Annotated in this window: 12 protein-coding genes; 11 read left to right on the top strand and 1 reads right to left on the bottom strand. The window is 69.9% G+C overall.

The features are described from left to right. Positions 1 to 263: 263 nt before the first annotated feature. Positions 264 to 1,166 (bottom strand): LysR family transcriptional regulator, encoded by a 903-nt coding sequence (locus tag B9P64_RS12545; protein ID WP_085316577.1) that lies wholly within the window; start codon positions 1,164 to 1,166, stop codon positions 264 to 266. A gap of 95 nt (positions 1,167 to 1,261) precedes the next feature. On the opposite strand from B9P64_RS12545, the gene kdgD reads away from it, so the two are divergent. The 11 genes from kdgD to B9P64_RS12490 all read left to right on the top strand — a co-directional run bounded on the left by kdgD (position 1,262) and on the right by B9P64_RS12490 (position 13,811). Continuing rightward, the gene (gene kdgD / locus B9P64_RS12540) at positions 1,262 to 2,179 is read left to right on the top strand and encodes a 5-dehydro-4-deoxyglucarate dehydratase (RefSeq protein ID WP_085316576.1); all 918 of its coding nucleotides are present in this window, start codon (positions 1,262 to 1,264) and stop codon (positions 2,177 to 2,179) included. A gap of 8 nt (positions 2,180 to 2,187) precedes the next feature. Beyond that, positions 2,188 to 3,777 carry an aldehyde dehydrogenase (NADP(+)) gene (locus B9P64_RS12535; RefSeq protein WP_085316575.1) on the top strand — a complete coding sequence of 530 codons (1,590 nt, stop codon included), beginning with the start codon at positions 2,188 to 2,190 and terminating at the stop codon, positions 3,775 to 3,777. A 121-nt stretch (positions 3,778 to 3,898) separates the two neighbouring features. Then, positions 3,899 to 5,266 carry an MFS transporter gene (locus tag B9P64_RS12530; RefSeq protein ID WP_085316574.1) on the top strand — a complete coding sequence of 456 codons (1,368 nt, stop codon included), beginning with the start codon at positions 3,899 to 3,901 and terminating at the stop codon, positions 5,264 to 5,266. A gap of 17 nt (positions 5,267 to 5,283) precedes the next feature. Further along, a complete protein-coding gene (gene gudD / locus B9P64_RS12525) occupies positions 5,284 to 6,636 on the top strand; it encodes a glucarate dehydratase (protein WP_085316573.1) in 1,353 nt (450 codons plus the stop codon). A 15-nt stretch (positions 6,637 to 6,651) separates the two neighbouring features. Further along, the gene (gene garD / locus B9P64_RS12520; protein WP_235839993.1) at positions 6,652 to 8,217 is read left to right on the top strand and encodes a galactarate dehydratase; all 1,566 of its coding nucleotides are present in this window, start codon (positions 6,652 to 6,654) and stop codon (positions 8,215 to 8,217) included. Positions 8,218 to 8,258: 41 nt separating this feature from the next. Next, positions 8,259 to 9,047 carry an HpcH/HpaI aldolase family protein gene (locus B9P64_RS12515; protein ID WP_085316571.1) on the top strand — a complete coding sequence of 263 codons (789 nt, stop codon included), beginning with the start codon at positions 8,259 to 8,261 and terminating at the stop codon, positions 9,045 to 9,047. Positions 9,048 to 9,113: 66 nt separating this feature from the next. Beyond that, positions 9,114 to 10,010 (top strand): 2-hydroxy-3-oxopropionate reductase, encoded by an 897-nt coding sequence (glxR, locus tag B9P64_RS12510; RefSeq protein WP_085316570.1) that lies wholly within the window; start codon positions 9,114 to 9,116, stop codon positions 10,008 to 10,010. A gap of 4 nt (positions 10,011 to 10,014) precedes the next feature. Continuing rightward, positions 10,015 to 11,295 carry a glycerate kinase type-2 family protein gene (locus B9P64_RS12505; protein ID WP_085316569.1) on the top strand — a complete coding sequence of 427 codons (1,281 nt, stop codon included), beginning with the start codon at positions 10,015 to 10,017 and terminating at the stop codon, positions 11,293 to 11,295. 316 nt (positions 11,296 to 11,611) lie between these two features. Next, positions 11,612 to 12,424 (top strand): DUF3050 domain-containing protein, encoded by an 813-nt coding sequence (locus tag B9P64_RS12500; protein WP_235839992.1) that lies wholly within the window; start codon positions 11,612 to 11,614, stop codon positions 12,422 to 12,424. Positions 12,425 to 12,532: 108 nt separating this feature from the next. Next, complete coding sequence (locus B9P64_RS12495; RefSeq protein ID WP_085316568.1) at positions 12,533 to 13,141, top strand: nucleotidyltransferase family protein; 609 nt, start codon at positions 12,533 to 12,535, stop codon at positions 13,139 to 13,141. An 82-nt stretch (positions 13,142 to 13,223) separates the two neighbouring features. Next, positions 13,224 to 13,811 carry a PEP-CTERM sorting domain-containing protein gene (locus B9P64_RS12490; RefSeq protein ID WP_085316567.1) on the top strand — a complete coding sequence of 196 codons (588 nt, stop codon included), beginning with the start codon at positions 13,224 to 13,226 and terminating at the stop codon, positions 13,809 to 13,811. Positions 13,812 to 13,820: the final 9 nt, after the last annotated feature.

Raw genomic sequence — 13,820 nt, 5'->3', positions numbered from 1 at the left:
CGATCGCGCAGCAGGCGGCATTGCCGGGAGCCCGCCCCAGGGAAATCCCAGGGGCGCGACTAAGGTAAATGCCTAGTCATGACGAGGAGGACGGCTGGGTTGAATCGCCCAGGTGTCATCACGTAAAACGTCCGGGCCGGCTTTCGGGCTCACGGCAGGCGGGTGCGGCATGTCGGCCCGCCTGCGGTCGGGTGGACGGCAAGCGCTGGGAGCTGGACGCCAAGAACGCGCCCGAGCCCCGGTCGGCGCCGCACCGAGCAGCCTCAGCCCGGGCTGGTCAGCAAGCCGCCCGCCTTCAAGCGCCCGAGCAAGCCATGCAGCGCCGGATTGTCGTTGTCGCGCCGCCAGGCATAGGTGAGCTCGACCGGCGTCGGCGGATCGGTGGCGACCGGGCGGTAGTCCACGCCGTCGAAATGCAGCGCCGCCGCGCCGGCCGGGATCAGCGCGGCGCCGATGCCGGCGCGCACCAGCGCCAGCATCGAGTGGATCTGGCTGACCTGCTCGACCACCTCGGGCTGCACGCCGGCGCGCTCGAACAGGCCGCTGAGCAGCTGATGGAAATAGCGCGCCTCGTAGGGCGAGTACATGACCAGCGCGCGCCCGGCAAAGCTGGCCAGCGTCGGCGCGGCCGGCCAGTCGCCGGCCTCGGCGGCGGGCAGGGCGGCCACCAGTCCTTCGTTGGGGCAGGCCAGGGTGTCGAGGTCGCCGTGCAGCACCGGCGGGCGCAGCAGGCCCAGGTCGATCTGGCGCGCCGCCAGCGCTTCGAGCTGGGCGCCGCTGACCATTTCCTTGAGCGTGAGCTGGACCGCGCGGGTCTGGCCGCGCGCCTCGCGCACCAGCGCCGGCAGCAGCCCGTAACCGACCGACGCGGTAAAGCCGATGGCCAGCGTGCCGGCCGCGCCGCTGGCGACCCGGCGCGCGCTGGCGGCAGCCTCGTCGGCCAGCCGCAGGATGCGCGCCGCATCGGGCAGAAAGCCGCGCCCGGCCGCCGTCAGTCGCACCGAGCGGCTGCTGCGCTCCAGCAGCCGGGTGCCGACCAGATGCTCCAGCAGCTGGATCTGCCGGCTCAGCGGCGGCTGGGTCATGTTGAGGCGCGCGGCGGCGCGGCCGAAGTGCAGTTCCTCGGCCACGGCGACAAAGCAGCGGAGCTGGGCCAGATCGAACATCGATGCTCCAACGGTATTGATCGAGTCAGTGATTATCTTGGACTTGCATCGTTGGCAGGCAAAGAATCCGTTCCACTTCAACAAGGATTCCTGCCATGTCGCGCTACACGCCCGTCGAATTCGCCCGCCAGATCGGCACCGGCCTGCTGTCGTTTCCGGTCACCCATTTCAGCCGCGCCGACCTGTCCTTCGACGAGCGGGCCTATCGCGCCAACCTCAACTGGCTGTTCAGCCATGACGCGGCCGGGCTGTTCGCGGCCGGCGGCACCGGCGAGTTCTTTTCGCTGACGCCGGCCGAAGTCGACCGCGTGCTGCGCGCGGCGGTGGAAGAGACCAACGGCCGCATCCCGGTGATCGCGCCGGCCGGCTACGGCACGGCCATGGCCCAGCAGTACTGCCAGGCCGCCGAGGCCGCCGGCGCCGACGGCATCCTGCTGCTGCCGCCCTATCTGACCGAAGCCGATACCGACGGCGTCGCGCGCCACATCGAAGCCGTGTGCAAGTCGACGCGGCTGGGCGTCATCGTCTACAACCGCGCCAACCAGCGGCTCGACGACGTGGCGCTGGCGCGGCTGGCCGAGCGTTGCCCCAATCTGGTCGGCTTCAAGGACGGCGTGGGCGACATCGAGCTGATGACCCGCATCTACGCCCGTCTCGGCGACCGCTTCACCTATGTGGGTGGCCTGCCCACCGCCGAGACCTTCGCGCTGCCCTACCTGGAAATGGGCGTGACGACCTATTCGTCGGCCATCTTCAATTTCGCGCCGCGCTGGGCGCTCGACTTCTACGCCGCCGTGCGCGCCCGCGATCACGCCACCGTCTACGCCGAGCTGAAGAAGTTCGTGCTGCCCTACATCGAGCTGCGCAACCGCAAGCGCGGCTATGCGGTGTCGATCGTGAAGGCCGGCATGAGCGTGATCGGCCGCGACGCCGGCCCGGTGCGCACGCCGCTCACCGACCTGACCGAAAGTGAAGTCGCCGAACTCGCCGCGCTCGTCGCGCGCATCCGCTGAAAGCCGCCATGACCATCACCGGACAACTGCTCATCGGCGCCAGCGCCGTCACCGGCCAGCACGGCCAGATCTACGCAACCGACCCGGCCACGGGCGAGCGGCTGGAGCCGGCCTTCGGCGCCGGCAGCCGCGCCGATGTGGAGCGCGCCTGCGCGCTGGCCGCCGCCGCCTTCGACAGCTACCGCGACAGCGCGCCGGAGCTGCGCGCCGGCTTCCTCGACGCCATCGCCGCCAACATCGAAGCCATCGGCGACGAACTGATCCAGCGCGCCATGGCCGAGACTGGCCTGCCGCGCGCCCGGCTCGAAGGCGAACGCGGCCGTACCTGCAACCAGCTGCGGCTGTTCGCGAAGGTGGTGCGCGATGGCGGTTATGCCGGCGTGCGCATCGATCCGGCGCTGCCGGCGCGCGAGCCGCTGCCGCGCAGCGATCTGCGCCAGCGCCGCATTGCGCTCGGGCCGGTGGCGGTGTTCGGCGCCAGCAATTTCCCGCTCGCGTTCTCGGTCGCCGGCGGCGATACCGCCTCGGCGCTGGCTGCCGGCTGCCCGGTGGTCGTCAAGGCGCATTCGGCGCATCCGGGCACGTCGGAGCTGGTCGGGCGCGCAGTGCAGCAGGCGGTCGCCGCCAGCGGCCTGCCCGAGGGCGTGTTCTCGCTCATCGTCGGCGCCGGCAATGAAGTGGGCAGCGCGCTGGTCGCCGATCCGCGCATCCAGGCCGTCGGCTTCACCGGCTCGCGCGCCGGTGGCGTGGCGCTGATGCGGCTGGCGCAATCGCGGCCGCAGCCGATCCCGGTGTACGGCGAGCTGAGCGCGATCAATCCGGTCTTCCTGCTGCCGGGCGCGCTGGCCGAACGTGCCGAAGCGCTCGGTCGCGCCTTCGTCGGCTCGCTGACGCTGGGCGCCGGCCAGTTCTGCACCAATCCCGGCCTGCTGCTCGCCATCGACGGACCCGATGCCGACGCCTTCGTGGCCGCCGCTGCCGAAGCACTCGGCGCGGCCGGCGCGCAAACCATGCTGTCGCCCGCGATCCATGCCGCCTACAGCGACGGCGTCGCCAAGCTCGCGCGCCATGAGCGCGTGACCACCGTGGCACGCGGCCGCGAAGGCGACGGCCCCAACCGCTGCCGCGCCGGCCTGTTTGCCACCGACGCGGACAGCTTTCTGGCCAACCCGGCGCTGCATGACGAAGTCTTCGGCGCCAGCGGCCTGCTGGTGCGCTGCCGCGACGCGGCCCAGCTGCAATCGCTTGCAGAGTCGCTCGACGGCCAGCTCACTGCCACGCTGCATCTGGGCGCGGCCGATACCGAACTGGCGCGCGCGTTGCTGCCCACGCTCGAACGCAAGGCCGGCCGCATCCTGGCCAACGGCTGGCCGACCGGCGTGGAAGTGAGCCACGCAATGGTCCACGGCGGCCCCTGGCCGGCCACCACCGACGCGCGCGCCACCTCGGTCGGCACCGCCGCCATCGAGCGCTTCCTGCGCCCGGTCTGCTACCAGGACCTGCCGGCCGAACTGCTGCCGGCGGCCCTGCGCGACGACAACCCCTATGGCCTGCCGCGCCTCGTCGACGGCAAGCGGGAGCACGCCGCCAACCGATGACTGACGCCTGACCCGGCGCAGCGCGGACCGGTTCCGCCAGCGCCGGCCCCACAGCAAACGGACGGGCCGCCGACGGCCCGCCAACCCCGCTCGCCATTCAACGAGACCGAGGAGACATCGCATGGAACTCAAGCTGCCCGCAGCGGGCACCACCGCGTCCGCCGCCACCGCCAGCAGTGCGCGCGCCAGCCGCATCCGCTACACGATTCTGGCGATGCTGTTCATCGTCACCACCATCAACTACGCCGACCGCGCCACCATTTCCATCGCCGGCTCGGCGCTGCAGAAAGACCTCGGCATCAGTGCCGTGCAGCTCGGCTTCGTGTTCTCGGCCTTTGGCTGGAGCTATGTGGCGGCGCAGATTCCGGGCGGCTGGCTGCTCGACCGGTTTGGCGCGCGCATCGTCTATGCCGGCAGCATCGCGCTGTGGTCGTTCTTCACGCTGTTGCAGGGCACGGTCGGCTTTCTGACCGGCGCCGCCGCCGTGACCACGCTGTTCGCGCTGCGGCTGGCGGTGGGCGCGGCCGAGGCGCCGTCCTTCCCGGGCAACAGCCGGCTCGTCGCGTCCTGGTTTCCGACCGACGAGCGCGGCATGGCCTCGGCCATCTTCAACTCGGCGCAGTACTTCGCCACCGTGCTGTTCGCGCCGATCATGGCCTGGCTGGTGCATGAATTCGGCTGGCCGGCGGTGTTCTACGCGATGGGCGGACTGGGCGTCGCGCTGTCGGTCGTGTGGCTCAAGGTCATCCGCGATCCGCGCGACCATCCGCGCATCAATGCCGGCGAACTCGACCTGCTGGAAAAGGGCGGCGCGCTGATCGACAAGCCGGTGCGCGGCCAGCCGGTGGCGGTCGATGCAAGCGCTGCCAAGCCCGTCGGCGCGATCCGCCAGCTGCTCGGCAACCGCATGCTGCTGGGCATCTACTTCGGCCAGTACTTCATTACCACGCTGACCTATTTCTTCCTCACCTGGTTTCCGGTCTACCTGGTGCAGGAACGCGGCATGACGATCCTCAAGGCCGGCATCGTGGCGTCGGTGCCCGCCATCGCGGGCTTCATCGGTGGCGTGCTCGGCGGCTATCTGTCGGACCGGATGGTCAGGCGCGGCTTCTCGCTCACCGTGGCGCGCAAGACGCCGATCATCGTCGGCATGCTGCTGTCGATGACGATGGTGGCCTGCAACTACATCGAGTCGCACGAGATGGTCATCGCGATGATGGCGCTGGCCTTCTTCGGCAAGGGCGTGGGGGCGCTTGGCTGGGCCGTGGTGTCGGACACCTCGCCCAAGGGCATCGCCGGCCTGAGCGGCGGGCTGTTCAACACCTTCGGCAACACCGCCGGCATCACCACGCCGATCGTCATCGGCTTCATCGTGCAGGGCACCGGCTCGTTTGCCGGCGCGCTGGTCTACATCGGCGCCAACGCACTGATGGCCATCGTCTGCTACGCCTTCGTCGTCGGCGAAATCAAGCGCGTCGAACTCAAGTGACTCCGGGAGACATCATCATGACCAAGCCAGTCCAGACCGAAGCGCGCGGCACCCCCGTCGTGCGCCAGATGCGCGTGATTCCGGTGGCAGGCCGCGACGGCATGCTGCTCAACCTGAGCGGCGCCCACGCACCGTTCTTCACGCGCAATCTCGTCGTCCTCACCGACAGCGCCGGCAACACCGGCGTGGGCGAAGTGCCCGGCGGCGAAAAGATCCGCCAGACGCTCGAAGACGCGCGCGCCCTCGTCGAGGGCCAGTCGATCGGCAACCACCAGGCCGTGCTGCGCGCGATGGGCGCGGCCTTCGCCGACCGCGACAGCGGCGGTCGCGGCCTGCAAACCTTCGATCTGCGCACCACCATTCATTGCGTGACCGCCGTCGAAAGCGCGCTGCTCGACCTGCTGGGTCAGCACCTCGGCGTGCCGGTCGCGGCCTTGCTCGGCGAAGGCCGGCAGCGCGACAGCGTCGAGATGCTCGGCTACCTGTTCTTCGTCGGCGACCGCACGAAGACCTGCTTGCCCTATGCCAGCGAACCCGGCGCCGACAACGCCTGGCAGCGCCTGCGCCACGAGCCGGCGCTGACGCCCGAGGCCATCGTCAGGCTGGCCGAGGCCGCGCGCGAGCGCTACGGCTTCAACGACTTCAAGCTCAAGGGCGGCGTGCTGGCCGGCGAGGCCGAAGTCGAGGCGATCCGCGCGCTGCACGAACGCTTTCCACAGGCGCGCGTCACGCTCGACCCCAACGGCGGCTGGCTGCTCAAGGACGCCATCCGCCTCACGCGCGACCTGCATGGCGTGATGGCCTATGCCGAAGACCCCTGCGGCGCCGAGGACGGTTTTTCGGGCCGCGAGGTGATGGCCGAATTCCGCCGCGCCACCGGCCTGCCGACCGCCACCAACATGATCGCGACCGACTGGCGCCAGCTCGTGCATGCGCTGTCGCTGCAAAGCGTGGACATCCCGCTCGCCGATCCGCACTTCTGGACCATGGCCGGCTCGGTGCGCGTGGCCCAGACCTGCCGCGACTGGGGCCTGACCTGGGGCTCGCATTCCAACAATCACTTCGACGTGTCGCTGGCGATGTTCACGCACGTCGGCGCCGCCGCGCCGGGCAAGGTCACGGCCATCGACACGCACTGGATCTGGCAGGACGGCCAGCGGCTGACGAAGGAGCCGCTGCGGATCGTGGGCGGCAAGGTGGCGCTGCCCGAGAAGCCCGGCCTCGGCATCGAGCTGGACATGGCCGAGGTCGAGAAGGCCAATGCGCTCTACCGCCAGCACGGGCTCGGCGCGCGCGACGACGCGATGGCGATGCAGTTCCTGATCCCGGGCTGGAAGTTCGACCCGAAGCGGCCGGCGCTGCTGCGCTGAGGCATGGACACCGCGATGAATTCCCCGCCCCTGACCATTCGCATGCACGAGCGCGACAACGTCGCCATCGTGGTCAACGACGGCGGCCTGCCCGCCGGCACGGAGTTGCCCGAGGGCGTGCCCGGCGCCGGGCTCACCCTGCTCGAAGCCGTGCCGCAAGGTCACAAGGTTGCGCTGCAAGCGATTGCAGAAGGCGCCGCCGTCACGCGCTACGACGTGCCCATCGGCTACGCCGTCGAGCCGATTCGCGCCGGCGCCTGGGTGCATGAAAAGCGCCTGAAGATGCCCGCCGCGCGCGAGCTGGAAGGCCTGCCGATGGCCACGCGCAAGCCCGCCACGCTGCCGCCGCTCGACGGCTTCACCTTCGAGGGCTATCGCAATGCCGACGGCTCGGTCGGCACGCGCAACCTGCTCGCCATCACCACCACGGTGCAATGCGTGGCCGGCGTGGTCGGCATCGCGGCCGAGCGCATCCGCGCCGAGCTGCTGCCGCAGTTTCCCAACGTGGATGGCGTGGTCGCGCTCGAGCACAGCTACGGCTGCGGCGTCGCCATCGACGCGCCCGATGCGGTCATCCCGATCCGCACGCTGCGCAACATCACGCTCAACCCCAACTTTGGCGGCGAGGTGATGGTCGTGAGCCTGGGCTGCGAAAAGTTGCAACCCGACCGGCTGCTGCCGCCGGGCAGCTTTCCGATCGTGGATGGCCGCAGCACGCCGGACACCGTCTGCCTGCAGGACGCGAAGCACGTCGGCTTCATGTCGATGGTCGACGACGTGGTGCAAAGCGCCCGGCCGCATCTGGAGCGGCTCAATGCGCGGCGCCGCGAAACCGTGCCTGCGAGCGCGCTGGTGGTCGGCGTGCAATGCGGCGGCAGCGATGCCTTCTCGGGCGTGACGGCCAACCCGGCAGTCGGCTTCGCGGCCGATCTGCTGGTGCGCGCCGGCGCCACGATCATGTTCTCGGAGAACACCGAGGTGCGCGACGCGGTCGACCAGCTCACCGCGCGCGCCGCCACGCCGGAAGTGGCCGAGGCCATCGTGCGCGAGCTGGGCTGGTACGACCGCTATCTGGATCGCGGCCGGGTCGACCGCTCGGCCAACACCACGCCGGGCAACAAGGCCGGGGGCTTGAGCAACATCACCGAGAAGGCGATGGGCTCCATCGTCAAGAGCGGCAGCGCCGCCATCGCCAGCGTGCTGGCGCCGGGCGACAAGCTGGCGCCCGACCAGCGCGGACTGGTGTTTGCCGCCACGCCGGCCAGCGACTTCATCTGCGGCACGCTGCAACTGGCCGCCGGCATGAACCTGCATGTGTTCACGACGGGGCGCGGCACGCCCTACGGACTGGCCGAATGCCCGGTCGTCAAGGTGGCCACGCGCAGCGATCTGGCGCGGCGCTGGCACGACCTGATGGACCTGAACGCCGGCAAGATCGCCGACGGCGAAGCCAGCATCGAAGAGCTGGGCTGGGAGCTGTTTCGGCTGCTGCTCGACACGGCCAGCGGCCGGCGCACCTGGGCCGAGCACTGGAAGCTGCACAACGCGCTGGTGCTGTTCAACCCGGCGCCGGTCACCTGATGGCCGTCATCCCGGCTCACGCCTTGCCCCAAGGAAATCCCATGAGAGAGAACCGTCTGCGCAGTCTGTGGAAGACCGGCGCCGCCGCCGTCAACGGCTGGCTTGCCATTCCCAACGGCTTCAGCGCCGAGACGATGGCCCATCAGGGCTGGGACGCGCTGACCATCGACCTGCAGCACGGCCTCGTCGATTACCAGGCGATGGTCGGCATGCTCCAGGCCATTTCCACCACCGCCACCGTGCCGGTCGTGCGCGTGCCCTGGCTGGAGCCGGGCATCCTCATGAAGACGCTCGACGCCGGCGCCTACGGCGTGATCTGCCCGATGATCAACACCCGCGAGGATGCGCAGAAGCTGGTGGCCTACACGCATTACGCGCCGCGCGGCGTGCGCAGCTTCGGGCCGATCCGCGGGTTGCTTTATGGCGGGCCGGATTACCCGGCCAAGGCCAACGACACCATCGTCACTTTCGCGATGATCGAGACCGCGCAGGCGCTCGACAACCTCGACGACATCCTCTCGGTCGAGGGGCTGGACGCGATCTACATCGGCCCGTCCGACCTGTCGCTGTCGCTCGGCTGCAAGCCCACCTTCGACGACGTGGACCCGCGCGCCGCCGAGGCCATCGACCACATCGTGGCGCGCGCCAGGGCGCATGGCGTGGTCGCCGGCATCCACAACGGCGGCACCGAGGCGGCGCTGGCGCGCATCGCCAAGGGCTTCCAGTTCGTCACCGTCAGTTCCGATGCGCGGCTGATGGCGGCCGGCGCCCAGCAGGTGCTGGGCCGCATGCGCCAGGGCGCGCCGGGCGCGGCACCGGCCGGCTACTGACAAGGCATCCTGAACGCCGCCGCGCGCGCCGGATCATTTCCACTTTCTTCTGCAAGGACTCCCGACATGAAGCTCGGATTCATCGGCCTCGGCATCATGGGCACGCCCATGGCGCTGCATCTCGTCAACGCCGGCCATGAGCTGTTCGTGCACACCCGCAGCGCGCTGCCCGAAGCCATCGCGGCCACGTCGGCCACGGCTTGCGGCAATGCCGCCGAGGTGGCGCGCAATGCCGACATCGTCTTCACGATGGTCCCCGACACGCCCGACGTGGAAGCCGTGCTGTTCGGCGCCAACGGCATCGCCGACGGGCTGATCGGCGCCGCCACGCGCAAGACCGTGGTCGACATGAGCTCGATCTCGCCGATGGCGACCAAGGACTTCGCGGCGCGCATCAACGATCTGGGCGCCGACTATCTCGACGCGCCGGTGTCGGGCGGCGAGGTGGGCGCCAAGGCCGCCACGCTGACGATCATGGTCGGCGGCGACGAGGCGGTGTTTGCGCGCGTCAAGCCGCTGTTCGAGCTGATGGGCAAGAACATCACCCTGGTCGGCGGCAACGGCGACGGCCAGACCACCAAGGTGGCCAACCAGATCATCGTGGCGCTCAACATCGCCGCCGTCGGCGAGGCGCTGCTGTTTGCCAGCAAGGCCGGCGCCGATCCGGCCAAGGTGCGCCAGGCGCTGATGGGCGGCTTTGCATCGAGCCGCATTCTTGAGGTGCATGGCGAGCGGATGATCAAGCGCACGTTTGCGCCGGGCTTCCGCATCAAGCTGCATCAGAAGGATCTGGGGCTGGCGTTGCAAGGCGCGCGCGAGCTGGGCGTGGCGCTGCCGCAGACCGCCGGCGCGGCCCAGCTGATGCAGGCCTGCGCCGCCAACGGCCTGGGCGAGCTCGATCATTCGGCGCTGGTCAGGGCGCTGGAGCTGATGGCCAATCACGCAGTCGCGCAGGAAGGCTGAACCCATGGCGGCCGATCACGATCCGGGCGCCGACCGCCGCGCGCTGCTGCGCCGCATGTTCGACGCGGCGATTGCCGCCGCCCAGCCGGCGCTGTGCCTGCCGCCGCATCTGCCGCCGCGCCCCAGGGGCCGCACCGTCGTCATCGGCGCCGGCAAGGCGTCGGCCGCGATGGCCCAGGCGCTCGAAGCGCACTGGGACGGCCCGCTCGACGGGCTGGTGGTCACGCGCTACGGCTATGCGGTGCCGACGCGCCAGATCGAGATCGTCGAGGCGGCCCATCCGGTACCCGATGAGGCCGGACTGCGCGCGGCGCAACGCATCGTCGAGCGGGTGCGCGGCCTGACCGAGGACGATCTGGTCATCGCGCTGATTTCGGGCGGCGGCTCGTCGCTGCTGGTCGCGCCCGGCGCCGGCCTGACGCTGGCCGACAAGCAGGCGGTCAATGCGGCGCTGCTCGCCAGCGGTGCCAGCATCGGCGAGATGAACTGCGTGCGGCGCCATCTGTCGGCGCTCAAGGGCGGCAAGCTGGCCGCCGCCTGCGCGCCGGCCCGGGTGGTGACGCTGCTCATCTCCGACGTGCCGGGCGATGCGCCGGGCGACATCGCCTCGGGCCCGACCGTGGCCGATGCCAGCAGCTGCGCCGATGCGCTCGCCATCGTCGACCGCTATGCGATTGCGTTGCCGCCGGCGGTGCGCGCGCATCTGCAATCCGGCGCCGGCGAAACCCTCAAGCCCGGCGACGCCCGGCTCGCGCGCGCCAGCGCCAGCATCGTCGCCGCGCCCCAGCTCGCGCTCGAAGCCGCCGCCCGCGTGGCGCGCGAGGCCGGCCTTGCGGCCCACATCCTCGGCGACGGCATCGAGGGCGAGGCGCGCGAAATCGGCAAGGGCATGGCCGGGCTGGTGCGCCAGGTGGCGATGCGCGGCCAGCCCTTCGCCGCGCCCTGCGTGCTGCTGTCGGGCGGCGAAACCACGGTCACGCTGCGCGGCGACGGCCGGGGCGGGCGCAATGTCGAATTTCTGCTCGCGCTCGGCGTGGCGCTCGACGGCCTTGCCGGCGTGCATGCGCTGGCCGGCGATACCGACGGCGTCGATGGCGTCGAGGAGATCGCCGGCGCCATCCTCGCGCCCGACACCCTGGCGCGCGCCCGCGCGCTCGGCATCCGTCCGCGCGCCAGCCTCGACCGCAACGACGGCCACGGCTTCTTCCAGGCGCTCGGCGATTCGGTCGTGACCGGGCCGACGCTGACCAACGTCAACGACTTCCGCGCCGTGATCGTCGGTTGAGGGCGCGCAGCGGCGGCCGGGCCGGACCGGAGCGATTGCCCGCTTGGTCCGGCTCGGCCATTTTCTTGTGACCGACTAGTTATTTGGCTTATTGGCTGCGGGCCATTTGGCGCAGCCCGGCCCTAACTCGTTTGATGAGCGTCACGCGAATTAACTAATGAATTTGCCGGGCTGAATTATTTCACGGTGGCCGGATGCGGGATGTCACTCATGGCGATATTCGGAGTCTTGACGCATTCGGCGGCGCAATCGGTAATAGCGTCAATCGCTTCTCAAATTGATTGAATTGCAGCCAAAAAGAACAGGAATCCGCACCGTGAATGCTCCCCTGCCGCCGTTTTCCCTTGCCGCCCAACTCCAGCAGATCGAGGAACGCTCGCTGGCGATGAAACGCCATTCGGTGTTCTCGTCGCTTCAGCGTCCCGAGGATCTGCATGTGTTCATGCAATGGCATGTATTCGCGGTCTGGGACTTCATGTCGCTGGTCAAGCGCCTGCAACTCGATCTCACCTGCGTCAGCCTGCCCTGGGTGCCGCCGGCCAGCCCGCGCGCCGCGCGCCTCATCAACGAAATCGTGCTCGGCGAGGAATCGGACTGCACGCCCGACGGCGGCCATGCCAGCCATTTCGAGCTGTATCTGGCGGCGATGGAGGAGGTCGGCGCCGATACCCGCCAGATTCGCCAATTCGTCGAATTGATTCGCAACCATGTGGCCGTGCCCGATGCATTGCGCCAGGTAAATGCGCCGCTGGCGGTGCGGCGTTTCGTCGAAAGCACCATCGATCTGGCGATCAACGGCCTGAGTCATCAGGTATTGGGCAGTTTCCTGCATGGCCGCGAAGACGTGATCCCGGAAATGTTCCGGCGCCTGCTCGCGCAATGGCGGATCGAGGAAAAGTCGGTGCCGACTTTCGTGTTCTATCTCAATCGCCATATCGAGGTCGATTCCGAAAGCCACGGCCCGGCGGCGCATGAACTGGTGCGCGAATTCATCGGCGCCGACCAGCTCGCGCTGACCCAGATGCATGCCGCCGCGCTCGGCGCGGTCGAGGCGCGCATCGCGCTGTGGACCGCGCTCGAAGCCGAGCTGGTCGCGCAACGCCGCCAGACCGAGCTGGCGGCCGCCTGAGTTCGATTGGCGGGGCGCGGCCGGCTTTCCGGCGCGGCTCGGGCGACGGCGCAGACCCCAAGGGGGCGGGGCGCACGATGCCGGAGCACGCCGGCTAGCATCGGCGGCATGAGCTCACTTCCCGCTTGCAACACGCCGCCGGCCAGCCTGCCGGTGGTCCTCGTCCTGGCCTCGGGCCGGGGGCGCCGCTTCAACGCCGCCGGCGGCGCCGGTTCCAAGCTCGATGCGCCGCTGGGCGGCTCGACCGTGCTCGGGCTCACGCTCGCGGCGGTCGCGGCCAGCGGCTTGCCGCTGCATGTCGAGCGCGGCGCGCATGCCGGCATGGGCGATTCGATCGCCGCCGCGGTGCGCGCCAATGCCGGCGCGCCGGGCTGGCTGATCCTGCCCGGCGATCTGCCGCTGCTGGCGCCGGCCAGCCTAGTCGCCGTGGCCACGGCGCTGATGGCCGGCACCGCCGATGCGGTACTGCCCTTGCATGCGGGCCGGCGCGGTCATCCGGTGGGGTTTGCGGCCAGCCAGGGCGCGGCGCTGATGGCGCTGGCGGGCGAGGCCGGCGCGGCCGAGCTGCTGCGCGCCTGCCGCGCGCGCGGCCGCTGCACCGAACTCGCGCTCGACGATCCCGGCATTGCCTTCGACATCGATCTGCCCGACGACCTGGAACGCGCGCGGCTGGCGCTGGCAAGGGCATCTCGCGCAGCGCCGTGGCGTAACGGTTAACGGTCTGCGGCTACTTCGCGCCGCGGCATGTGGCTGGCTAGTCTTTCTGCGTTGTTTCCTCTCAACCAGCGAGTCAGCCAACATGAAACTCATCAAGCACGCAGCCGCCGGCTGCATTGCCGCCCTCTTCAGCGCCGCCGCCGGCGCCGCCACCGTCGACTGGCAGATTGCCGGCCCGGGCATCCTCAACAATGTCAGCGACGGCAGCAACAGCATCCTGAGCTACGACCTGCACGACTCGGGCTACGAGACCCAGTCCTGGCTCATCAGCGGCATCGCGCCGGAGGACGGCACCTATTCCTTCCTGTGGAACTACACCGGCCTGCACTCCTGGTTTGCGGTGACCGTGGGCTTGACCACGTCCACCGGCGCGACGCTGGTCAATGCCTACGGCCCGGCCTGCTGCGATAGCCCGTCGAACGGTTTCGACTACTCCGGTGGCTTCACCTTCTACGACGTGAAGGCCGGCGACAGTCTCGGCTTCACCGCCAGCGGCTCGAATTACGACTATTCGCAGCTGCTGATCGGCAAGCTGCTGCTCACGCCGACCGACACGCTGTTCACGGCGCCCAGCTCGCCGGTGCCCGAGGCCGATCCGGCGTCGATGTTTGCCGTCGGCATGGCGCTGGCCGGCTTCGCCGTCACGCGGCGCCGGCGTCGCCTCGGCTGAGGCGCGACG

It is taken from the genome of Derxia lacustris, assembly GCF_002105195.1.
In the GTDB taxonomy this organism is placed as follows: Bacteria; Pseudomonadota; Gammaproteobacteria; order Burkholderiales; family Burkholderiaceae_E; genus Derxia; species Derxia lacustris.
The sequence above is the reverse complement of the archived record's forward strand: the minus strand, read 5'-3'. Positions and strand labels throughout refer to the sequence as shown.

Excerpts from the sequence above, each read along its gene's own strand:
- garD (WP_235839993.1), top strand. The coding sequence starts at position 6,652 with ATGAATTCCCCGCCCCTGACCATTCGCATGCACGAGCGCGACAACGTC.
- glxR (WP_085316570.1), top strand. The coding sequence starts at position 9,114 with ATGAAGCTCGGATTCATCGGCCTCGGCATCATGGGCACGCCCATGGCG.
- B9P64_RS12505 (WP_085316569.1), top strand. The coding sequence starts at position 10,015 with ATGGCGGCCGATCACGATCCGGGCGCCGACCGCCGCGCGCTGCTGCGC.
- B9P64_RS12515 (WP_085316571.1), top strand. The coding sequence starts at position 8,259 with ATGAGAGAGAACCGTCTGCGCAGTCTGTGGAAGACCGGCGCCGCCGCC.
- B9P64_RS12530 (WP_085316574.1), top strand. The coding sequence starts at position 3,899 with ATGGAACTCAAGCTGCCCGCAGCGGGCACCACCGCGTCCGCCGCCACC.
- B9P64_RS12490 (WP_085316567.1), top strand. The coding sequence starts at position 13,224 with ATGAAACTCATCAAGCACGCAGCCGCCGGCTGCATTGCCGCCCTCTTC.
- gudD (WP_085316573.1), top strand. The coding sequence starts at position 5,284 with ATGACCAAGCCAGTCCAGACCGAAGCGCGCGGCACCCCCGTCGTGCGC.
- B9P64_RS12535 (WP_085316575.1), top strand. The coding sequence starts at position 2,188 with ATGACCATCACCGGACAACTGCTCATCGGCGCCAGCGCCGTCACCGGC.
- B9P64_RS12545 (WP_085316577.1), bottom strand. The coding sequence starts at position 1,166 with ATGTTCGATCTGGCCCAGCTCCGCTGCTTTGTCGCCGTGGCCGAGGAA.
- B9P64_RS12495 (WP_085316568.1), top strand. The coding sequence starts at position 12,533 with ATGAGCTCACTTCCCGCTTGCAACACGCCGCCGGCCAGCCTGCCGGTG.
- kdgD (WP_085316576.1), top strand. The coding sequence starts at position 1,262 with ATGTCGCGCTACACGCCCGTCGAATTCGCCCGCCAGATCGGCACCGGC.